We start from the raw sequence: 20,657 nt of genomic DNA, 5'->3' as shown, positions 1-20,657 counted from the left end.
GATGGCTGCCCGGCGCTACGAACCCGGCATCGACGCCGCCTCACTCGATGCGATCGACATGCACGTCCACCTCGAAGTGGACGGCCACGGCCACGAGTCCCTGCCGGCGGCCCTGACCGAGGCCTCCGCCAAGTACTTCAAGGCCGAGGACCGCAGCCCTTCGCTGGACCGGATCGCCGAGATCTACCGCGAACTGAACATGGCCGCCGTCGTCTTCACCGTCGACGCCCGGACCCAGCTCAAGCACGAGCCCAACAGCATCCCGGACCTCATTGCCGGGGCGGCGCGGAACAACGACGTCCTGATCCCCTTCGGGAGCGTGGACCCCCGCACCGGCGCCGAGGCGATCCAGGGCGCCAAGCACCAGGCAATCGACCTCGGCGCGCGCGGGTTCAAGTTCCACCCGAGCCTGCAGGGCTTCGACCCCTCCAACGAGCAGTTCTACCCGCTCTGGGAAACCCTGCAGGAACTGGGCCTGCCGGCCATCTTCCACACGGGACAGAACGGCATGGGCGCCGGGCTCCCGGGCGGATACGGCATCAAACTGGCCTACTCCAACCCGCTCCTGCTCGACGCCGTGGCCGCGGACTTCCCGGAGCTGCAAATCATCATGGCCCACCCCTCGGTGCCGTGGCAGGACGAGGCCAACTCGATCGCCACGCACAAGGCCAACGTGTTCATCGACCTCTCCGGCTGGTCCCCGAAGTACTTCCCGGAGTCCCTGGTCCGGATGGCCAACTCGGTCCTGCAGGACAAGGTCCTGTTCGGCACCGACTTCCCGCTCATCACCCCGCAGAAATGGCTGGGCGCCTTCGCGGACCTGCCGCTGAAGGACGAGGTCCGGCCCAAGATCCTCAAGCACAACGCCGTCCGCCTGCTCGGGCTCGGTGGCTGAGGTGCCCGTCGAAACCGCGCCCCAGACAACAGCCCAGGAGCGCCTCTACAGCGTCTGCGACTACTACGACGCCGAGTCCCTCCTCACCGGCGGGGAGCGGAAAGTGCTGGGGCGGCTGCGGGAGTTCCTGGACACCCAGGCCCGCCCGCTCCTGGCCGACTACTGGGAGCGCGGCGAGTTCCCGGACCAGCTCACCCGGCCGCTGATCGATCTGGACCTCATGGAACCGGCGGAACTGACCGGCGTCCCGGGTGCGGGTCAGACACCGGCCCGGGGCATCTACCAGGGCTTCCGGATCTTCGAACTCGCCCGCACGGACGCCTCACTGGCCACCTGGTACACGGCCCAGGCCGGGCTGTTCCGGACCGCCATCCGGGTCGGCGCCTCCGCGGAACAGCAGGCCGACTGGATGCCCAGGGTCATCGACTTCTCGCTCAAGGGCGTCTTCTCGCTGACCGAGCCGGAATCCGGCTCCGACATCGCCGGCGGACTCGCGACGACGGCCCGCAGGGAAAAGGGGCGTGAGGCTGGCCCGGACGGCGAAAACTGGGTCCTGGACGGCGCCAAGCGCTGGATCGGCGGCGCGGCAACGGCCGACGTCCTGGCCGTCTTCGCCCGCGACGTCGCCGACGGCCAGGTCAAGGCTTTCCTCGTGGACCGCGAGGCGGACGGCGTGACCCTGGAGAAGATCCACGGCAAGACCGCGCTGCGGATGATGCAGAACGCCCACATCACCCTCGACGGCGTCCGCGTCCCCGAGGCCAGGCGGCTCCACAACGTGAACTCGTTCCGGGACGTGGCGGCGATGCTGCGGGCCATGCGCTCGGACGTCGCGTGGATCGCAGCCGGCATCGCGGCCGGAGCTTTCGAAGCCGCCCTGCGCTACGTCTCCGGGCGCCGGCAGTTCGGCCGCCCGCTCGCGTCCTTCCAGCTCGTCCAGGAAAAGCTCGCCCGGATGCTCGGCAACGTCACCTCGGCGCTGTCCCTGGTGGTCCGGCTGACTGAACAGCAGGAGAAAGGCATCTACCGGGACCAGGACTCGGCCCTGGCCAAGATGCAGACCTCCCTGCTGATGCGCGAGACCGTGGCGCTGGCCCGCGAAGTGGTGGGCGGCAACGGCATCACGCTCGCGGCCGACGTCGCACGGTTCCATGCCGATGCCGAAGCCGTCTACTCCTACGAGGGGACCCACGAGATCAACGCCCTGATCGTCGGCCGGGCCCTCACCGGCCACAGCGCCTTCACCCACTGACGCTCTATACCCGCTGACGCTCTTTACCCGCTGACGGCGTTCCGCGTACAACCAAACCCAACCGCTCCAGGAGCCAAAGATGCCCAACCTCGTCGTCGACTTCGACAAACTCCTCACCCTCGCCGGCACCGACCTCGGCGCCACCGACTACCGCGAAATCACCCAGGAACAGATCAACAAGTTCGCCGACGCCACGGGCGACGACCAGTGGATCCACGTGGACCCGGAACGCGCCAAGGACGGCCCCTTCGGCGCCCCGATCGCCCACGGCTTCCTCACGCTCTCGCTCATCATCCCGTTCTGGGGCGAGCTGTTCGACGTCGACGGCGTCACCACCAAGATCAACTACGGCCTCGACAAGGTCCGCTTCACCTCCCCCGTCAAGGTGGGTTCACGCATCCGCATGCGGGCCAGCATCGCGGAAGTCACCGAGGTCAAGGGGGGCGCCCAGATCAAGGTCGCCAACACGATCGAGATCGAAGGCCAGGAACGCCCGGCCGTCGTGGCCGAGTTCCTCGCCCGCTTCTACAAATAATCCGCCACACCCCTTCACCATCCCCCTCTGCCATAAGGAACAACGATGTCCCAAATTTCGCAGTTGCAGGCCATGGACGCGGGTACGCGTCGCCGTGAAGCACGGACCGTCATCGCCTCCAGCTATCTCGGCAGCACCATCGAGTACTACGACTTCCTGCTCTACGCCACGGCCGCCGCGGTGGTCTTTCCCAAGGTGTTCTTCTCCGGCGCGGACGAATGGGTGGGGGTGGTGGCCGCGTACGGGACGTTCGCCGCCGGCTACGTGGCGCGGCCCCTCGGCGGCATCATCTTCGGCCACTTCGGCGACCGGCTGGGACGCAAGAACATGCTGATTGTCTCGATGCTGGTCATGGGCATCGCCTCCACCCTGATCGGACTGGTGCCCGGGGCCGCGGTGGCCGGAGCCTGGGGTGCCGTGATGCTCGTGTTCCTTCGGGTCTGCCAGGGCATTGCCGTCGGAGGGGAGTGGGGCGGCGCCGCCCTCATGGCGCTGGAACACTCGGAATCGGGCAAACGCGGCTTCGCGGCCTCGTTCGTCAACGCCGGCGCCCCCACCGGCGCGGTGCTGGGCACCCTGGTCATGGGCGCGTTCGCGGCCCTGCCCAACGAGCAGTTCCTGGCCTGGGGCTGGCGCGTGCCCTTCCTGCTGTCCTTCGTCCTGCTGGGCATCGGCATGTTCGTCCGGCTCAAGGTCTCCGAAAGCCCCATCTTCAAGGCGGCACTGGAACAAGAGAAAGCCGAACGGGAACAAGCCGAACGGGACAACACCCAGCCGACGGTGCCGGGCAGCGCGTCGGCGCGCCGGGAGATTCCGCTCCTGCAGGTCCTGCGCCGGCCCAAGACCCTGATCTTCACCATGCTGGCCGGCGCGGCCGGGTTTGCCCTCCAGGTGGTGCTGGCCACGTTCTCCGTGACCTACGCCGTGTCCAAGGGCGCGGACCGGCAGGGCGTGCTCTACGCCTTCGCGGCCGCCTCCTTCGTGTCCATCGCCTTCGTGATCATGGGCGGCCGGCTCTCCGACAAGCTGGGCCGGCGGCCCGTCATGGTCGGCGGCCTGGTGCTCTTCATCCTTTACCTCACACCGATGTTCCAGCTCCTGTCCTCCAACAACATTGGGCTGATCTTCGTGGCCTTCGCCGTGGGCCTCATGATCCATTCCACCCTGTTCGGCCCGCTCGCAGCGTTCGTGTCCGAGCAGTTCGGCACCACCTCGCGCTACACCGGCGCCTCGCTGGGCTACCAGCTCGCCACGCTCCTCGGCGCGGGATTCACGCCGGGCATCGTGGCGCAGATCTTCAAGGACTCCGGACAGGACACCGCCGCCGTGGTCTGGTACCTGGCCATCATGTCGGTCGTGTCGATCGTCTTCATCCTGCTGACTCGAGAGCCCAAGAACAACGATCTGCAGGCTGTCCGGTCCTAACCCGGCCCGCTGGCGCTACCGTCTAACTAGAAAGGATTTTCCGTGGAGAATTTTGGCATCGGCTCGTGGCTGCAACGGCGCCGCCCGAAGTCGGGCACCAAGACCGCAATCATCGCCGGGGAACGCAGTCTCAGCTACATCGAGCTCGCGGACCGTTCCGCCCGGCTCGCGAACGCCTTCCGGGACCGCGGCGTAGTCAAGGGCGACAGGGTGGCCTACCTGGGCGAAAACGATCCCTCCTTGCTGGAGACCCTCTTTGCCGCCGGCCTGGCCGGGGCGGTCTTCGTCCCGCTGAACACCCGGCTTGCCCCGCCCGAGATCCAGTTCCAGCTCCGGGACAGCGGCGCTGTCCTGCTGGTCCACTCGGCGGCGCTCGCGGTGCTTGCGGAACGCGGCTCGGCGGAGACCGCTGTGGGTTCGCGGATCGTCGTCGACGAGTCGACGGTGCCAGCCAAAACAGTTCCCGATTCAACGCTGCCCGATTCGACGGTTCCCGACGGCGGTGCTGGCCGGGGAACCGCCGTGGAGGCGTATGAGGCCGTCATTGAGTCCGGTGCGGCGCTGGCGCCGGACGAGCCCGTGGGCCTGGACGACGCCGCCATGATCCTCTACACCTCCGGAACCACCGGAAACCCCAAAGGCGCGCTCCTGACCCACGGCAACATCACGTGGAACTGCGTCAACGTTCTGGTCGATTTCGACTTTGCCTCCACCGACGTGGCCCTCATGATCTCCCCGATGTTCCACGTCGCCTCCCTGGACATGGGCGTCCTGCCCACGCTCCTCAAAGGCGGCACCGTGATATTGGAGGCCAAGTTCGATCCCCGCCGGACGCTCGAGCTGGTCCAGCAGCACCACGCAACCACCATCAGCGGGGTGCCCACGACGTACCAGATGCTGTGCGAGCACCCGGACTGGGACGCCACGGACCTCAGCTCGTTGAACAAACTGACCTGCGGCGGGTCCGCGGTGCCGATGCGGGTCCTGGAAGCCTACGAGCGGAGGGGGTTGCGCTTCTCCAACGGCTACGGCATGACCGAGACGGCCCCGGGCGCCACCACGCTGCCGGCGGCGAGGTCCCGGGACAAGGCCGGGTCCTCCGGACTGCCGCATTTCTTCACCGATGTCCGGGTGGCCGATCCCCTCGACCCGGCGTCCGGGCCCGCTGCGCCCGGAACGGTGGGGGAGATCCAGATCAAGGGTCCCAACGTCATCCACCAGTACTGGAACCGGCCCGAGGCCTCGTCGGACTCCTACACAGGGGACGGCTGGTTCAAGTCCGGCGACATGGGCTACAAGGATCCGGACGGTTTCGTGTTCATCTCCGACCGGCTCAAGGACATGATCATTTCCGGCGGTGAGAACATATATCCCGCCGAGGTGGAGCAGGCGATCGCCGAGCTCGACGCCGTCGGAAGCGTCGCGGTGATCGGGGTGCCGGACGAGAAATGGGGCGAGGTGCCGCGGGCCGTGGTGCTGCTGCGGGAGGGCGCCCGGCTCACGGAAGAGCAGCTGCGCTCCCACCTGGAGGGCCGGCTGGCGAGGTACAAGATCCCCAAGTCCGTCGTCTTCGTGGACGAGATGCCCCGGACGGCGAGCGGCAAGATCCGGAAAGCGGACCTTCGGAAACTGGCGCCCGGCCACGTCTGACAGGGGAGCGGGGACGGCGGCCGCCCCCGGGGGCTAGTGGATTGCGGCCAGCAGGACGCCGACGCCGACGAAGAGCCCGCCGAAGGTCCGGTTCAGGACCTTCTGTCCGCGGGCGTCGCGGGTGAAGCGGTGGAAGGACCGGGCAGCAGCCGCGAAGAAAAACCACATGACCAGGACGTCGATCACAATCACGGTGGCGGCCAGGACCACGTACTGCGGCAGCAGCGGCTGCTCCGGCCGGATGAACTGCGGCATGAAGGCCAGGAAGAAGACCACGGCTTTGGGGTTGAGCAGATTGACCCAGAGGCCACGGCGGAACATGGACAGGCCCGGCTCGTTGTGCAGGGCCGCGGCCTTCTCCTGATCCAGGTCCGGCTTGTGCAGGAACTGCCGGATGCCCAGGTAGACCAGGTAGGCGGCGCCGGCGTAGCGGATCACGTTGAAGGCAACCGGTGAGCTCGCCACGAGCACCCCGACGCCGAGGGCCACGATCAGGATGTGCACCACGAGGGCGGCCTGCTGGCCCAGGATGCCCCAAAGGGACCGACGGAATCCCGAGTTCAGGGAGTTGCTCATGGTGTTGATGGCGCCCGCGCCGGGAGTGAAGCTGATCAGGACGCCGGCGCCGGCCAGGGCCAGCCAAAGGGAGGGTTGCACCAGGTAAGTTTACGGTCCCGGCCGTGGCGGGTCCGATTGATGACGGGAGTCAGTCGCGGCGGAGGCCGTAGCTGAGAATCATGTTGCCTTTGCTGGTCTGCTGGGACGACTGCAGCTCCAGCCGGGTGAGGGCATCGCCGTCGTTGAACAGCCGCCGCCCGCTGCCGGCGATCACGGGATGGACGATCAGCATCAAGGTGTCGAGCAGCCCGGCGAACAGTAACTGGTGGACCAGCGAAATGCTGCTGAAGATCCCGATTTCGCCGCCGTCGCTGTTCTTCAGGGCCGCGACGAAGTCTTCCAGCGGCCCCTCGATCAGGCGTGAATTTTGCCATTCCAGCCCGCCTGTCAGGGTCCGGGACGCGACAAATTTCGGCAGCGGATTGATGAATCCGGCAAAGTCCGCGTCGCTTTCGGCGTTGGGCCAGTATTCTGCCCATTGCTGATAGCCCACGCGGCCGAGGAGCGCAGTGTCGATCCGGCCCATCATCTCGCCCATCCCGGCACCGAGCTCTTGGTCGAAGCTGTCGAATTGCCACTTGAACGGGTCTTCAACCACGCCGTCCACAGAGCAGAAAAGGCCGGCCGTCAATTTGCGCATGGGTTTCTCCTTGCCGTGGGTCTCCAGTGCAGATATCTAATGCACCCTATCCGCAGACCCGGAAGCAGGGAATGGCTGCAGGCAACTCGACGGCGAACGCCCCGGAGGCCAGCCGAGCCGCCAGCATCGCGGGCCTTGGGCGTGCAAGGAGCGCGCCCAAGACCCGCCAAGGGTTAGCCGTTGGACGTGTAGCCATCCGTGGCGGTGTCCCCGGGGCCGCCATGGCCGCCGCCGGGGCCGCCATGGCCGCCGCCGGGTCCGCCCTGGCCTTCCTGGGTTGCGGTCACCGTGAAGTTCGCAATCCAGCAGGACGGTGGCGCGCGTGAAACTCCTTTGCTGGGGCCCGGGCTTCCGGGCCGGCCGAGGATTCGGCCTGTAGCCAGCCTCAGGCGCGGAGTTATGGCTGCACTTTCGGCGGGCTGTGCCGGTGCTGTGACCGCTGGCCGCCGCTCACGCCCGGGCGATGACCTCGCCGTTGGGAATCAGGAACCAGCCGTCGTCGGTGGAGCCCCACCGATGCCAGCCCGCGGAAATACGGGCCAGGTCCGCCTCACTGGCCAGGCCGTACTCAAGCGCCTGGTCGGCAAAGGACGAATGCAGCACCCGCTCGCCCCACACCCGGGCCTGCCAGCGCCGCTCATGCCCGGTGGCGTAGAGCCAGTTGCTGCTGGACGGCGCCACATCCGTGAAGCCGGCGGCCTGCGCCCAGGACACGAGCCGGCGGCCGGCGTCGGGCTCGGCACCATTGCGTCTTGCGATCCGCTGGTAGAGCTCCATCCAGTCGTCGAGCTCGGGGATGGCCGGGTACCAGCTCATGCCGTGGAAGTCGGCATCGCGCACCGCCACTATCCCGCCGGCCTTGGCCGCCCGCCGCATCTCCCGCAGCGCCGCGACCGGGTCCGTGAGGTGCTGGAGGACCTGATGGGCGTGGACGACGTCGAAAGATTCGTCCGGGAAGTCGAGGTCGTAGATGTTGCCCGCGGCAAAGCCGACGTTGTCCACGCCCCGCTCGACGGCGAGGGCCGCGGCCTGGGCGATGATGTCGGGGGAGCGGTCCAGGCCCGTGACCATGCCCGGCGCCACCAGCTCCGCGAAGTCGCAGGTGATGCTGCCCGGGCCGCAGCCGACGTCGAGGACGGAGGTCCCGGGCATCAGATGCGGGAGCACGAACGCTGCCGAGTTCTCCGCCGTGCGGGAGGCATGGGCACGGACCACCGACTCGTGGTGGCCGTGCGTGTAAACATCGTCAGGCTGCTGCGCACTCATAATGGAACGCTACCCTCCCGCGCCCGGAAAAGGATGGATCCCCAACTGCGGGTCAGCAGGCGCGCGCCCGCAGGCAGTTTTTTGCGGGTGGCCGTCAGTTTTGCCGCTTCCGGCGCAGGCGATTCTACGGATGAATGGAGGAGTGAAGATCAGCAACAGCAACAGCAACAGCAACAGCAACAGCAACAGCGGCAGTGCCAGCGGCGCCGGCAGCGGACTGGGCCTGTTCCGGGCCACCGGAATCTATGTCGGCGCGATCCTGGGCTCGGGTGTCCTGGTGCTTCCCGCCATCGCAGCCAAGGAGGCCGGCCCGGCGTCGCTCCTGGCCTGGGCCGTCCTGCTGGTGTTCTGCGTTCCCGTTGCCTTCAGCTTCGCCGAAATGAGCCGCCAGCAGCCCGACGCCGGAGGGATCGCCCACTTCGTCAAGCGTGCCTTTGGTCGCCGCGCCTCGGTGGTGGCCGGGTACCTCTTCTACTTTTCGATCCCCTTCGGCGCCCCGGCAACGGCCGTGATCGGCGGCAACTACATCGCCCACGCCGTCGGCGGCGGCCCGGACACCGCAGTCCTCGCGGCGGCGGTGATCCTGCTGGCCGCCTTCGCGAGCAACGCCGTCGGCATCAGGGTTTCCAGCCGCATGCAACTGGCGCTCATGGTGCTGCTGGTGGCACTGCTCGCGCTCGCCGTCGTGCTCGCGGCACCACACGCCAAAGCGGAAAATTTCCAGCCCTTCGCCCCGCACGGCTACTGGGCGGTCGGCGGTGCCGCGAGCCTGCTGTTCTTCTGCTTCGCCGGCTGGGAAGCCGTCTCGCACCTGGCCGGAGAGTTCCGGAACCCCGGGCGCGATCTCCGGCGGGCCACGTGGCTCACGCTGATTGTGGTGGGCGCGGTCTACATTGGCGTTGTCGCCGCCTCGGTGGCCGTCCTCGGCCCGGAACTGCCCGCTACTGCGGTGCCCGTCGCGGCGTTGCTGGAGAAAGGGCTGGGCTCATTGGCGGCCCCGCTCACCGCGGTTGCGGCGGCGGTTTTGACGTTCGGCCCCATCAACACCTTCGTGGCCGGGGCCAGCCGGCTCGGGGCTGCCCTGGCGTCCGACGGCGTGCTGCCGCCCGCCCTTTCACGCGGTGCCGGGCGGGGACAGGTACCCGCCGCAAGCCTGGCAACTCTGGCCGTCGTGACCTTGCTGTCCTTCGCTGCCGCCGTCGCCGGACTCACCGACATGCAGTTCCAGATCGGCGCGGCCTCGGCGTGTTTCACGGCCGTCACCGCGTTTGGGCTGGCGGCCGGCATCCGGCTGCTGCAGCCGCGGACCGTTGCCTGGTACGGCGTGATCGTGGCGGCCGGGGTCATGGTGGCCGTCCTGATCTTCAGCGGCTGGGCGCTGGGGGTTCCGCTGGCACTGGCAGCGGCCGCCGTCGGCGTCGGCAGGCGCTTTGGCGGGACCCCAGAACAGGAAACGCTGCCGGAAACGGCGCCTTCTGCACTGGCGGAGGCGCTCCCCGGTCGCCGGCCGCAAACCGCCGCCCATCCGTGACGTCCGGGCCGCGATTCAGCCGGGGCGCTGCCCCGGCGCTTGCTCCGGCCCGGGGCCGCGGGCCGCTTCCTCGCCCGCCCGGACAGTGGCATCGATCATGGAGTTCATGAACCGGGTGACGATCTCCAGTTCCTCCGGCGTGAAGTTCGCCATGGCTGCACCCATATGGCGGGCCAGCGGCAGGAACATTGCGCCGCCGTCCCGGTAGGCCTTGGGCGTCATGCGCAGCTGCACCTGGCGGCGGTCAGCGCCCTCGCGCTCACGGACCACGTGGCCGGAACTGTGGAGCCGGTCGATCAGTGCGGTGGTGGCCGGGGAGCTGAGGTTCAGCTCTTTCCTCAGCACCCCTGGAGTGACAATCTGGTCCCGCGCCGCGTGCCGCATGATGACGGCGAGGGCGTTGAGGTCCGTGCGGTGCATGTCATTGCGGCCGCCGGCGGAGTCCACATAGCGGTTGGCTTCGAGGGTGAATTCCTGCAGGAGCCGGACGAGGGGCGGCGGACCGGCGGCTTCGGGCGGGACTGTGTTCCTGGGCGAGGCCGCGTCTTCGGATAGGCCTGCGTTTTCGGATAGGCCCGGGGATTCGGCTGACACGGCGGACCTCCTTCGTCCCTTGATCCTGCCCCCGCGGTCTGACCGCGGCAGGTCGGCGCTGTCGACGGCGCCTTCGGGAGTCTACTGCAGGGTCTGCGCAGCGGCCTGACGCCGGCTGTCTCTATTCTCCTCCGGTGCCCCGGCCAATGGGTTATCTCTATGATGGAGATAGTCTACTATGGAGTTGATCTCTGCTCCCACTCCGAGGCGCACCCTGGAAGGAAACATGAAAACGACTTCGTCCGCGGCGACCCGTGTCCCGTTCTGGCTGCGCTGGCTGGTCCCCGCAGTGCTCGTCCTGGCCTGGCTGGCCATCGCCGGCGTCGGCGGCCCTACATTCGGCCGCCTGAGCGAGGTGTCATCCAATGACCAGGCATCGTTCCTTCCCGCCGGAGCCGAGGCCACCGAGGCCGCGGACTGGCAGGCCAAGTTCAGGGACTCCAAGGAGATCCCGGCAGTGATCGTGGTTGAGAGTGACTCCGCTTTCACTCCGGCCCAGCTCCGCGAGACCGCGGCCCTCAAAGGCAAGCTGGAGGCCCTGCAGGCCGGGAGTACGGTGATCGGTCCCATCCCCTCCGAGGACGCCAAGGCAGTCCAGTTCGTGGTGCCCATTGCTTCCTCGGCGGAAGTGAAAACGGTGGTCAAAGAACTGCGCAACGAGGTCCGGGCGTCCGCGCCGGCCGGAATGCAGACCTTCGTCACCGGACCGGCCGGGCTCACCGCGGACCTTGTGAGTGCCTTTGCCGGCATTGACGGCATCCTGCTGCTCGTGGCCCTGGGCGCCGTGTTCCTGATCCTGCTGATTGTCTACCGCTCCCTGCTGCTTCCCGTCATGGTGCTGTTCACCTCGGTCTTCGCGCTGTGCGCCGCGATCCTGCTGGTGTTCGGCATGGCCAAGGCCGGCTGGATCCAGTTGAACGGCCAGAGCCAGGGCATTTTGTCCATCCTGGTCATCGGCGCAGCCACCGACTACGCACTGCTGTATGTGGCCCGGTTCCGCGAAGCCCTGACCCACACCACCAACCGGACGGCCGCCGCCGTCACCGCATGGAAGGCGGCCTGGGAACCGATCCTGGCCTCCGGCGCCACCGTAATCATCGCGCTGCTCTGCCTGCTGTTCTCCGACCTCAACTCCAACAAGGCCCTCGGCCCGGTGGCGGCGGCGGGCATCCTCTGCGCGCTCTTCGCCGCCCTGACCCTGCTGCCGGCCCTGATGGCACTGCTGGGCCGGGCCGCGTTCTGGCCGTTCAGGCCCAAGCTGCTCCCGGAAACCGATCGGGAACCGGAACTGGTCACCGGCCTCGAGGGCCAGAAGGGACTCTGGCGGGCCACCGGTTCGCTCGTATCCCGCCGGCCGCGCACGGTCTGGGTCGCCTCGGTGCTGCTGCTCCTGGTAGCCGCTACCGGCCTCCTGCAGCTTAAAGCCAACGGCGTCGCCCAGACCGACGTCATCCTCACCGCCTCCAATGCCGTCGACGGGCAGGATGCCCTGGGCCGGCACTTCGACGCCGGGTCCGGCAGCCCCGCGGTGATCGTGGCCGACGAGGCAAACGCCCAAGAGGTTCTGGCGAAGCTGCAGACCAGCGACGGCGTCGGAGACGCCTATCTGCTGGCCGAAGGCGGCGCCCCGGTCATCACCGGCGCCCCGGGCGCGCCGGCTGCCCCCGCAATCAGGGACGGGAAGGTCCTGATCAACGCGACGCTGAACCACGCCGCGGACTCCGCTGAGGCCGAAAACGCCGTGGTGTCGCTCCGCCAGGACCTGAAGAAGATAGACGGCGGTGTGCTGGTCGGCGGTGTGACGGCCACGGCGCTGGATACCAACACCACTGCCCAGCGCGACCTCGTCACCATCATCCCGGTGGTCCTGGGCGTCATCCTGGTCATCCTCATGCTGCTGCTGCGCTCGGTGCTCGCGCCGGTCCTGCTGGTCGCCTCCGTGGTGGTGTCCTATGCCGCGGCGATGGGCGTCTCCGCCTTCGTGTTCAACAATGTCTTCGGCTTCCCGGGCGCGGACGCGACGGTGCCCCTGTTCGGCTTCGTCTTCCTCGTGGCACTGGGCGTCGACTACAACATCTTCCTGATGAGCCGGGTCCGGGAGGAATCCCTCAAGCACGGCACCCGGGCAGGCATCCTGCGCGGCCTCGTAGTGACAGGCGGGGTCATCACCTCTGCCGGGGTGGTCCTGGCGGCCACGTTCGCGGCCCTCGGCGTCATCCCGATCATGTTCCTGGTCCAGCTCGCCTTCATCGTCGCGTTCGGCGTCCTGCTGGACACGGTGCTGGTCCGTTCCCTGCTGGTGCCCGCGCTGGCCTACGACATCGGCCCGCGGCTTTGGTGGCCCGGCAAGCCCGGCCGGCCCGGGAGCGGGGCCGTGGCCGGCGATGGCGCCCGGGCCACGCTGCCCGCCGAAAATCCGAAGGCAGATCCGGCTGAAAACGAGGAGGCCGGGGTCCGCTAGGCGGAACCGAAGACCGCAGCCGCCGTCACTGTCCCCCAGTCACCGCCCGCCGTCCCCCCACCAGGCGACGGTGGCGGCGGCTGCCTCGTCCAGCGGGGTCGGTGTCAGCCCCAGGGCAGCCTGGCTCGCCATGGAATCCGTGACGAAGGGGTGCTCGAACTGGTACAGGGTCTCGGCCAGGTCCTGCATATCCGGAGAAAACACTCCCATTGCCCTCACCGCCCACCCGGGAACTCCGGTGACACGCGGTGCCCGGGCGCCGGCCGCCTTGGCGAATGCCACCGCGATCTCGCGCTGGGTCAGTGCAGGTCCGGTGGGCGCATGCCATACCCGGTTCCACACCTGAGGCCTGTCAGCCGCCGCAATCATGGCGGCCGCGAGGTCCGGAACGTACGTGAAGGAATGCGGCTGGTCCGCCCGCCCGATCACCTGCATTGGCTTGCCGGCCGCGACGGGCCGGACCATGCGCTCGCCGGCGTGCGAGTTGCGGACCCGCGGCCCGAAGAAATCGCCGGCCACCATGCTCACGGTGGCGGTGGGGGAGGCCGCCCGGGCTGCGAGCAGTGCGGTCCGGACTCCGCGCTTGCCGCCCTGCGCCTGCCGGGGGCTGTCCTCGGTCATGATGTTTTCCGGGGTGCTGTAGGAGTACAGGCTTTCCGGGAAGACCACGACGGCGCCCGCTGCGCCCGCCGCGGCGAGCACATTCAGCTCGGCGGCCGGGAGTTCCCTGGCCCACACCTCGGCGTTGTACCGCGAGCCGTGGATGCAGTGAAAAACGGCCGCGGCGCCCTGGAAGGCCTCGCCGAGCCGGGCGGGCTCGGACACGTCGATCGACACTCGTTCCACCAGCGGGTGGGCGGGTCCGCTGCCGGACCTTGTCAGGAGGCGCACCCGGTGTCCCGCCGCTGCCAACTGTTCGGCGACGGTCCAGCCCACCGGGCCGGCCCCTGTGACGACGTGGAGCCTGGACGGTTGGTGCCCGGAGGCTGCAGGTTGGGACATTCCGATCTCCTTTTCAAATAACGAGAGCAGTGCTCTCCCATTCAGGATGCGACACCGTTGCCGGCAAGTCAAGAGCGGTGCTCACATTTGTTGACAGTGCTCTTGGATGTGGAATGCTGGACTCATGCCAGAGGACAGGATTGCGGGCGCGACAGACGCCGGCGTTGCGGCCGGAGCGGCCCCGGCGGCGGTGCGGCTGCGCACCCCGCGCGAGCGTGCCCGCGCCCAGACGGTGGCCGATATCGTCCGCCTGGGCCGGGAGCATCTGGCGCTGCACGGGGCCGCCGCGCTGTCCCTCCGTGCCGTGGCCCGTGATCTCGGGGTCGTCTCTTCGGCGGTCTACCGCTACGTGGAGAGCCGCGAGGAACTGCTGACCCTTCTGCTGATTGATGCGTACAACGAACTTGGCGATGCGGTGGATGCCGCCGTCGGGGCCGTGCCGGAGGAAGACTTCGGCGGGCGCTTCGCGGCGCTGGGCGGCGCGGTGCGGGACTGGGCGGTGCGCGAGCCATCGCGCTACGCCCTGCTCTTTGGCAGTCCGGTGCCCGGTTACCAGGCCCCGGCGGAGCGGACCACCGGCCCCGGGACGAGGGTGATTACGGCCCTCATTGGAATCCTCGACGGCGCCTTCCGGGCCGGGCTGCTCGCCGCGACCGGCCGGCAGGGTCCTGCCATGGCCGCCGGGCTGGCGGGGGACCTGGCGAAAATTCGCGCCGAGTTCGGCCTGGCGGTGCCGGATGACCTCCTGGCCCGCGGCGCACTGGCCTGGACCTCACTCTTCGGCGCCGTCAGTTTCGAGGTTTTCGGCCAGTACGGCCCAGGCACGTTCACTGCCCGGGAGGAGCTCTTCGGCCACCACCTCGCGGTGCTGGCCGACGTCGCGGGCCTGCCGGCGGCCGGCACTGCCAGGTAAGCCAGGTTCCCCTGTTGCCCTGCCGTGGCGCTCGATAGACTGCCCCTGCGCCCGCACGGGCGCGCCAGATGCGTCCAGGAAGGATCCATCCATGTCTGAAGAGACCAGGCCTGACGAGAACAGGCCTGCAGAGAACACGCCTGAAGAGAATGTCCCCGGAGAAGCGGCGGCGCGGAACGTCGATGCCGGTCCCGCGGAAGTTGAGGTAGAGGCCGCAGCACCTGAGGGGCAATACGTTGAGGGCGACTACGGCTCCGCCGGCACGGCCGGCCAGGTCCCGCCCACCGCCGTCGAGGGGGAGTACGCGGCGGGGGACTATGGCGAGGCCGGCGTGGCCGGAGCCGCCGTCGTCGGCGACGTGGAAGGCGACTATCCCGAGGGCGACTACGGCGAGGGCGGGGTCTCAGGTGAGCCCGCCGGCGTCGCCGGTGAGTCGGCCGGCGTCGCCGAGGAAGGTGAATACCCCGAAGGCGACTACGGCACCGGCGGGGGGGGGGGGGGGGGGCTCCCCTCCCCAGGTCTGCGCCCCTGCGCCCAGCGTGCAGGTTCGCGCAGGGCGAAACGCCGCCCGGGACGCACCGGAAGGGCTGGATTGAGGGGAATTTAGGCGGCGAGGAGTTGCCTCGGGCGGGACGGGTAAGCAGAGTTGAGTCGACTTCGCTCAACTTTAAATTGACTTATGTCCCCCTCTGGGTAAAGTTGAGTGTAGATCGCTCAATAACGGTCGGACCCACTGCGGTTAGAGCCATTGCGGTTAGAGCCACTGCGGTTAGAGCCACTGCGGGTCCGCGGCCATCTCCGCAAGATTCCTAGGAAGTAAGGAAACAATCCATGTCACGTGCAGTAGGTATTGACCTCGGAACCACTAACTCCGTCGTCTCCGTTCTCGAAGGTGGCGAGCCCACCGTCATTGCCAACGCCGAGGGTGGCCGCACCACGCCGTCGGTTGTTGCCTTCTCCAAGTCCGGCGAGGTCCTGGTCGGCGAGATCGCCAAGCGCCAGGCCGTCAACAACATTGACCGCACCATCGCGTCCGTCAAGCGCCACATGGGCACTGACTGGACCGTCGCCATTGACGACAAGAAGTACACGGCGCAGGAAATTTCCGCCCGTATCCTCATGAAGCTTAAGAACGACGCCGAGTCCTACCTCGGTGAAAAGGTCACCGACGCCGTCGTCACCGTGCCGGCCTACTTTAACGACGCCCAGCGCCAGGCCACCAAGGAGGCCGGAGAAATCGCCGGCCTGAACGTCCTGCGCATCGTCAACGAGCCCACTGCGGCCGCCCTGGCCTACGGCCTGGACAAGGGCAAGGAAGACGAACTCATCCTGGTCTTCGACCTCGGCGGCGGAACCTTCGACGTCTCCCTCCTGGAGGTCGGCAAGGATGAGGACAACTTCTCCACCATCCAGGTCCGCGCCACCGCCGGTGACAACCACCTCGGCGGCGACGACTGGGACCAGCGCGTCGTTGAATACCTGCTGAACCAGCTCAAGGTCAAGGGCATCGACCTCACGAAGGACAAGATTGCCCTGCAGCGTCTCCGCGAAGCCGCGGAGCAGGCCAAGAAGGAACTCTCCTCCTCCTCCAGCACCAACGTTTCCCTCCAGTACCTGTCCGTCACCCCCGACGGCCCGGTCCACCTGGACGAGCAGCTGACCCGCGCCAAGTTCCAGGACCTCACCAAGGACCTGCTGGACCGCACCAAGAAGCCGTTCCAGGACGTCATCAAGGAAGCCGGCATCAAGCTCTCCGAGATCGACCACATCGTGCTCGTCGGCGGCTCCACCCGCATGCCGGCCGTCTACGACCTCGTCAAGGAACTGGCCGGCGGCAAGGAGCCCAACAAGGGCGTCAACCCCGATGAGGTCGTCGCCGTCGGCGCCGCCCTGCAGGCCGGTGTTCTCAAGGGCGAGCGCAAGGACGTGCTGCTGATCGACGTCACCCCGTTGTCCCTGGGCATCGAAACCAAGGGCGGCATCATGACGCACCTGATCGAGCGCAACACCGCCATCCCGACCAAGCGGAGCGAAACCTTCACCACCGCGGATGACAACCAGCCGTCCGTGGCCATCCAGGTCTTCCAGGGCGAGCGTGAGTTCACCCGCGACAACAAGCCGCTGGGCACCTTCGAACTGACCGGTATCGCGCCGGCCCCCCGCGGCGTTCCGCAGGTCGAGGTCACCTTCGACATTGACGCCAACGGCATCGTGCACGTTTCGGCGAAGGACAAGGGCACCGGCAAGGAACAGTCCATGACCATCACCGGCGGCACCGCGCTGTCCAAGGAAGACATCGACCGCATGGTCCACGACGCCGAAGAGCACGCAGCCGAGGACAAGGCCCGCCGCGAGGCAACCGACACCCGCAACACGGCCGAGCAGCTCGCCTACTCCGTGGACAAGCTGATCGCTGACAACGCCGACAAGCTGCCCGAAGAGGTCAAGACCGAGGTCAAGGCCGACGTCGACGCCCTCAAGAAGGCCCTCGAAGGCACCGATGACGCCGCAGTGAAGACCGCGTTTGAGAAGCTGCAGGCTTCCCAGAGCAAGCTCGGCGAAGCCATCTATGCCCACGCCGGATCCCCCGACGGCGCCACCGGCGCGGAGGGTGCCCCCGCGGGCGAGCAGGCAGCCGGTTCCGATGAGGACATCGTCGACGCCGAAATCGTTGACGAAGACGAGAAGAAGTAATCATGCCGCACCACGGTAACGAAGAAGAGCACGGTTCTTCCGAGAGCCGGCGCGACGCGGAACAGCAGGAGAACGAGCCGCAGAAGCCGGTGATCCACGATAACCGCAAGGTTGATCCGAAGACCGGCCAGGCCCGCCACCCCGGCCAGGATCACGCCGCTGCCGCGGCAGACTCCGGGGACGCCCTGTCCCAGGCAGAGGACATCCTCAACAGTGTTGAGGTGCCCGCCGCGGAATCTGTAGCGCAGGGCGTTGACGCGGCCGCGGCGGAGGAGCTCAGGAATGACCTCCGCCGGCTGCAGGCCGAGTACGTCAACTACCGCAAGCGGGTCGAACGCGACCGGGCCGTGGCGGGGGAGATGGCCGTCATCGGCGTCCTGAACTCCCTGCTCCCGGTGCTGGACGACGTCGACGCCGCCCGCCAGCACGGCGACCTCGCGGACGGCCCCTTCGCCGCGATCGCCGCCAAACTGGAGGCTGCGCTGAAGACGTACGGACTGGTCCGCATCGATGAGACCGGCGTGGCCCCCCCCCCCCCCCCCCCCCCCCCCGCTCCGGCAGGCCCGATGCCACTCCCGGGCCCCCTCATCCGCTCCGGCGTTCAGCGTTCGCGTCACCTAAGGTGAGATGATCACAAGCTCGGGCCCATGCATCGCGGAGAGTTCGTTAAGAACAGATTTGAAAGGAAACGCCATTGGCTAGCCAGGACTGGGTGGACAAGGACTTCTACAAGATCCTTGGTGTCGCCAAGGACGCTTCCGACGCCGACATCAAGAAGGCCTACCGCAAACTTGCCCGGCAGCACCACCCGGACACCAATGCGGGGAACGTCGCGTCGGAGAAGAAGTTCAAGGACATCTCCGAGGCCTATTCCGTGCTCTCGGATCCCGATGAGCGCCAGCAGTACGACGCCATCCGGGCCATGGGCGGCGGTGCACGCTTTGCCCCCGGCGGAAGCGGCGGGGCCGGCGGCGGAGCTGGCTTCGAGGACCTCTTCGGCGGGCTCTTTACCGGCGGCGGGGGCCGCCATTCGGGCGGTTACAGCACGGCCGGCGGCATTCCGCCCGAGTTCGCAGATCTCTTCGGCGGCGGCGGATTCGGCGGCGGGGGCCAGTCCTTCCAGCGGGCCCCGCAGAAGGGCTCGGACCGCACCGCGTCGACCTCGATCTCATTCGGCGGGTCCATCCGCGGCACCACGATCGGCCTGCGTGAACCGGACGGCGAGGTCATCGACGTCCGCATACCGGCCGGCATCAAGGACGGACAAAAGGTCCGCGTCCGCGGCAAGGGGCAGTACGCGCCCGCCGGCAACGGCGACCTCATGGTCACCGTCTCGGTAAAGCCGCACGAATTCTACGTCCGCGACGGCGACAACCTCCGGATCCACGTCCCGGTCTCCTTCCCGGAGGCGGCCCTGGGCGCCGACATCGAGGTTCCGACGATCGACGGCGACACGGTCAAGGTCAGGGTTCCGGCAGGGACGCCCTCGGGCAGGACCCTGCGCGTCAAGGGCCGCGGCGTCAAGCACGCCAAAGCCACCGGCGACCTGCTGGTGACGATCGACGTCGCTGTTCCGCGGAAGCTGAACAAGGAAGCGGAGGAGGCCGTGAAGGCCTTCGCCACGGCCACCGCCAATGAGGACGTCCGCGCGGGCCTGACAGCCAAGGCCCGGCTCTAGGAACGGGATCCAGCCATGGCCATCGACTTCGACCAGCCGATCTTCGTCATCTCCGTTGCCGCGGAACTGGCGGACATGCACCCGCAGACGCTGCGCCAGTACGACCGGCTGGGCATCGTTTCGCCCAGCCGTGCCCCGGGCAAGTCGCGGCGTTACTCGCAGCGGGATGTGAACATGCTCCGCGAGGTCCAGCGGCTCTCCCAGGAGGGGGTCTCGCTCGAGGGCATCAAGCGGATCCTGCAGCTGGAGAACCAGGTGGCCGCCCTGCAGCGCCGGGTCGGCGAACTGACTGAGGAGCTGGGCCGGCGCCGCCAAGGGGCCGATTCGCGGATCTTCGCCGCAGGAACTGCCGGCGACGTCGTCAGCCTGGCCCGCGGCAAGCGTCCGCAGGCGCGGTCGCAGGCGCTGGTGGTGTGGCGGCCGAGGGGCATGGGCTAGGACTCATCGGCCAGGACACGCAGCTGTGCCCGGGACCAGTGGTCCCGGGCACAGCTGTTGTTGCGTCCTGTTGTTGCGTCCTGTTGTTGCGTCCTGTTGTTGCGTCCTGTTGTTGCGTCCTGTTGTTGCGTCCGGTGGGGGGCTGCCGTGGCCTACTTGCTGGCGGCGATGAGCTGGTCGACGGCGGCGCGTTCGCTGTTTCCCCAGGCTTCCCTGGTGAGCAGGGCGGCTTGGTGCCGGGCAGGTGTGCCGACCAGGAGCAACGGAGCAAGAAGTCTGTTTTTTGCCCGATCAGCCGGCCGGCGGGCTGTGGAGCGAATCCGCCGGGGCAAGTAGCGGTAGGAGCGAACCGAGTACACCGGAACGCAATCAGGTACCCGACCATCCGATAGTCGGGTACCTCATTTGCGTGACTTCATGCCCATTCCGCGCGTTGAATTGGAGTGTCAGAAAAGGCTGGCATGACACGCCTACAGCTCCTACGGGAAGCCCGGGCGCGGAGCCAGCGCAGGAGCAGCGTAGACGCCGGGGGGCATCGCATGCATGATTCAACCGAGTATGATCCGTCCACTGCCGATTCTTCACGGCCGGCTGCTTTGACGGGCACGCCGTGAGCCCGGGGCTCCAGGCGGCCGTGCTGTTTGCCGGCTCCCTGCCGGGGCACATCCTGATGTCCCTGGGGCAGGCCCTGGTGGTCGTCTGCCTGTGCTTCGACTTCGTCCGCGCGGTCTCCGTGCCGCGATCCCGCAGCCGGTACGTCGCCAACACGTGGTTCCGGACACTTGCGCTGCCTTCCATCATGGTCATGGCGATCAGCGTGCTCCTCGATGCCGCCTCCGGCTCTTGGCCCGAGGTCGCGGCCGGAGTGTTCGTCCTGGTCGCTGTGATCTTCCGGTGGCACTATGGCAGCGACGAGGACAGCTGGTGGAAGGGCAAAGGCAAGGCCCTGGGCCGTTGGCTCCGGAACCGGGCAGCCTCCGGGTCCCTGGTTGCTCCGGCCACGGCCTGAAAAAGACCTTGCTGTCCGGGCGTCCCAGGGTGTCCAATCCTTAACACAAGGCCCTG

At 67.9% G+C, this 20,657-nt stretch carries 19 protein-coding genes; 14 read left to right on the top strand and 5 right to left on the bottom strand.

The window, feature by feature from the left end; translation table 11 throughout:
- Nucleotide 1 precedes the first annotated feature (1 nt).
- The 5 genes from AC1DZV_RS14665 (at nt 2) to AC1DZV_RS14645 (ending at nt 5,757) form a co-directional block, all read left to right on the top strand.
- On the top strand, nt 2-895 hold the full coding sequence (locus AC1DZV_RS14665; RefSeq protein WP_476951968.1) for an amidohydrolase family protein: 894 nt from the start codon (nt 2-4) through the stop codon (nt 893-895).
- Nucleotides 888-2,147, top strand: a complete 1,260-nt coding sequence (locus AC1DZV_RS14660; protein WP_476951969.1) for an acyl-CoA dehydrogenase family protein — start codon at nt 888-890, stop codon at nt 2,145-2,147. The genes AC1DZV_RS14665 and AC1DZV_RS14660 overlap by 8 nt, the downstream gene beginning before the upstream one ends.
- 79 nt (nt 2,148-2,226) lie before the next feature.
- Nucleotides 2,227-2,682: a MaoC family dehydratase gene (locus tag AC1DZV_RS14655; protein ID WP_476951970.1), complete on the top strand. Its 456-nt coding sequence runs from the start codon at nt 2,227-2,229 to the stop codon at nt 2,680-2,682.
- Nucleotides 2,683-2,727: 45 nt separating this feature from the next.
- Complete coding sequence (locus AC1DZV_RS14650; protein ID WP_476951971.1) at nt 2,728-4,107, top strand: MFS transporter; 1,380 nt, start codon at nt 2,728-2,730, stop codon at nt 4,105-4,107.
- A 42-nt stretch (nt 4,108-4,149) separates the two neighbouring features.
- Nucleotides 4,150-5,757, top strand: a complete 1,608-nt coding sequence (locus AC1DZV_RS14645) for an acyl-CoA synthetase (RefSeq protein WP_476953998.1) — start codon at nt 4,150-4,152, stop codon at nt 5,755-5,757.
- Between the two features lie 33 nt (nt 5,758-5,790).
- Here the strand turns inward: AC1DZV_RS14645 and AC1DZV_RS14640 are convergent, their stop codons facing one another.
- From AC1DZV_RS14640 to AC1DZV_RS14630, 3 genes are all read right to left on the bottom strand, one after another.
- Nucleotides 5,791-6,414 (bottom strand): LysE family transporter, encoded by a 624-nt coding sequence (locus AC1DZV_RS14640; RefSeq protein ID WP_476951973.1) that lies wholly within the window; start codon nt 6,412-6,414, stop codon nt 5,791-5,793.
- 49 nt (nt 6,415-6,463) lie between these two features.
- Nucleotides 6,464-7,015: a dihydrofolate reductase family protein gene (locus AC1DZV_RS14635; RefSeq protein ID WP_476951974.1), complete on the bottom strand. Its 552-nt coding sequence runs from the start codon at nt 7,013-7,015 to the stop codon at nt 6,464-6,466.
- A gap of 450 nt (nt 7,016-7,465) precedes the next feature.
- Nucleotides 7,466-8,281 (bottom strand): methyltransferase domain-containing protein, encoded by an 816-nt coding sequence (locus AC1DZV_RS14630; protein ID WP_028275419.1) that lies wholly within the window; start codon nt 8,279-8,281, stop codon nt 7,466-7,468.
- A 142-nt stretch (nt 8,282-8,423) separates the two neighbouring features.
- On the opposite strand from AC1DZV_RS14630, the gene AC1DZV_RS14625 reads away from it, so the two are divergent.
- Nucleotides 8,424-9,812, top strand: coding sequence for an APC family permease (locus AC1DZV_RS14625; protein ID WP_476953997.1), 1,389 nt, complete (start codon nt 8,424-8,426; stop codon nt 9,810-9,812).
- Between the two features lie 15 nt (nt 9,813-9,827).
- Here the strand turns inward: AC1DZV_RS14625 and AC1DZV_RS14620 are convergent, their stop codons facing one another.
- Entirely contained in the window at nt 9,828-10,406 is a 579-nt protein-coding gene (locus tag AC1DZV_RS14620; protein ID WP_459385777.1) for a MarR family winged helix-turn-helix transcriptional regulator, read from the bottom strand.
- 226 nt (nt 10,407-10,632) lie between these two features.
- Between AC1DZV_RS14620 and AC1DZV_RS14615 the strand changes: the two genes are divergently transcribed.
- Nucleotides 10,633-12,867, top strand: a complete 2,235-nt coding sequence (locus AC1DZV_RS14615; protein WP_476953996.1) for an MMPL family transporter — start codon at nt 10,633-10,635, stop codon at nt 12,865-12,867.
- Between the two features lie 39 nt (nt 12,868-12,906).
- On the opposite strand, the gene AC1DZV_RS14610 is transcribed toward AC1DZV_RS14615, so the two are convergent.
- Entirely contained in the window at nt 12,907-13,869 is a 963-nt protein-coding gene (locus AC1DZV_RS14610) for an NAD-dependent epimerase/dehydratase family protein (protein ID WP_476953995.1), read from the bottom strand.
- A gap of 124 nt (nt 13,870-13,993) precedes the next feature.
- Between AC1DZV_RS14610 and AC1DZV_RS14605 the strand changes: the two genes are divergently transcribed.
- From AC1DZV_RS14605 to AC1DZV_RS14575, 7 genes are all read left to right on the top strand, one after another.
- On the top strand, nt 13,994-14,782 hold the full coding sequence (locus AC1DZV_RS14605; protein WP_476953994.1) for a TetR/AcrR family transcriptional regulator: 789 nt from the start codon (nt 13,994-13,996) through the stop codon (nt 14,780-14,782).
- Between the two features lie 91 nt (nt 14,783-14,873).
- Entirely contained in the window at nt 14,874-15,389 is a 516-nt protein-coding gene (locus tag AC1DZV_RS14600; protein WP_476953993.1) for a hypothetical protein, read from the top strand.
- A 224-nt stretch (nt 15,390-15,613) separates the two neighbouring features.
- Nucleotides 15,614-17,476, top strand: a complete 1,863-nt coding sequence (gene dnaK, locus AC1DZV_RS14595) for a molecular chaperone DnaK (protein WP_223915273.1) — start codon at nt 15,614-15,616, stop codon at nt 17,474-17,476.
- Nucleotides 17,477-17,478: 2 nt separating this feature from the next.
- Nucleotides 17,479-18,102 carry a nucleotide exchange factor GrpE gene (gene grpE, locus AC1DZV_RS14590; protein ID WP_476953992.1) on the top strand — a complete coding sequence of 208 codons (624 nt, stop codon included), beginning with the start codon at nt 17,479-17,481 and terminating at the stop codon, nt 18,100-18,102.
- A gap of 68 nt (nt 18,103-18,170) precedes the next feature.
- Nucleotides 18,171-19,154, top strand: coding sequence for a DnaJ C-terminal domain-containing protein (locus tag AC1DZV_RS14585; RefSeq protein WP_459385772.1), 984 nt, complete (start codon nt 18,171-18,173; stop codon nt 19,152-19,154).
- 15 nt (nt 19,155-19,169) lie between these two features.
- Nucleotides 19,170-19,592: a heat shock protein transcriptional repressor HspR gene (locus AC1DZV_RS14580; protein WP_028275425.1), complete on the top strand. Its 423-nt coding sequence runs from the start codon at nt 19,170-19,172 to the stop codon at nt 19,590-19,592.
- 610 nt (nt 19,593-20,202) lie between these two features.
- Nucleotides 20,203-20,601: a hypothetical protein gene (locus AC1DZV_RS14575; protein ID WP_476953991.1), complete on the top strand. Its 399-nt coding sequence runs from the start codon at nt 20,203-20,205 to the stop codon at nt 20,599-20,601.
- Nucleotides 20,602-20,657: the final 56 nt, after the last annotated feature.

It is taken from the genome of Arthrobacter sp. P1_D12 (assembly GCF_056406175.1).
The sequence above is the reverse complement of the archived record's forward strand: the minus strand, read 5'-3'. Positions and strand labels throughout refer to the sequence as shown.

Bases quoted from the DNA above. Each gene is read 5' to 3' on its own strand.
- AC1DZV_RS14665 (WP_476951968.1), top strand. From the start codon at position 2: ATGGCTGCCCGGCGCTACGAACCCGGCATCGACGCCGCCTCACTCGAT.
- AC1DZV_RS14655 (WP_476951970.1), top strand. From the start codon at position 2,227: ATGCCCAACCTCGTCGTCGACTTCGACAAACTCCTCACCCTCGCCGGC.
- AC1DZV_RS14650 (WP_476951971.1), top strand. From the start codon at position 2,728: ATGTCCCAAATTTCGCAGTTGCAGGCCATGGACGCGGGTACGCGTCGC.
- AC1DZV_RS14635 (WP_476951974.1), bottom strand. From the start codon at position 7,015: ATGCGCAAATTGACGGCCGGCCTTTTCTGCTCTGTGGACGGCGTGGTT.
- AC1DZV_RS14630 (WP_028275419.1), bottom strand. From the start codon at position 8,281: ATGAGTGCGCAGCAGCCTGACGATGTTTACACGCACGGCCACCACGAG.
- AC1DZV_RS14615 (WP_476953996.1), top strand. From the start codon at position 10,633: ATGAAAACGACTTCGTCCGCGGCGACCCGTGTCCCGTTCTGGCTGCGC.
- AC1DZV_RS14610 (WP_476953995.1), bottom strand. From the start codon at position 13,869: ATGTCCCAACCTGCAGCCTCCGGGCACCAACCGTCCAGGCTCCACGTC.
- AC1DZV_RS14605 (WP_476953994.1), top strand. From the start codon at position 13,994: ATGCCAGAGGACAGGATTGCGGGCGCGACAGACGCCGGCGTTGCGGCC.
- AC1DZV_RS14600 (WP_476953993.1), top strand. From the start codon at position 14,874: ATGTCTGAAGAGACCAGGCCTGACGAGAACAGGCCTGCAGAGAACACG.
- dnaK (WP_223915273.1), top strand. From the start codon at position 15,614: ATGTCACGTGCAGTAGGTATTGACCTCGGAACCACTAACTCCGTCGTC.
- grpE (WP_476953992.1), top strand. From the start codon at position 17,479: ATGCCGCACCACGGTAACGAAGAAGAGCACGGTTCTTCCGAGAGCCGG.
- AC1DZV_RS14580 (WP_028275425.1), top strand. From the start codon at position 19,170: ATGGCCATCGACTTCGACCAGCCGATCTTCGTCATCTCCGTTGCCGCG.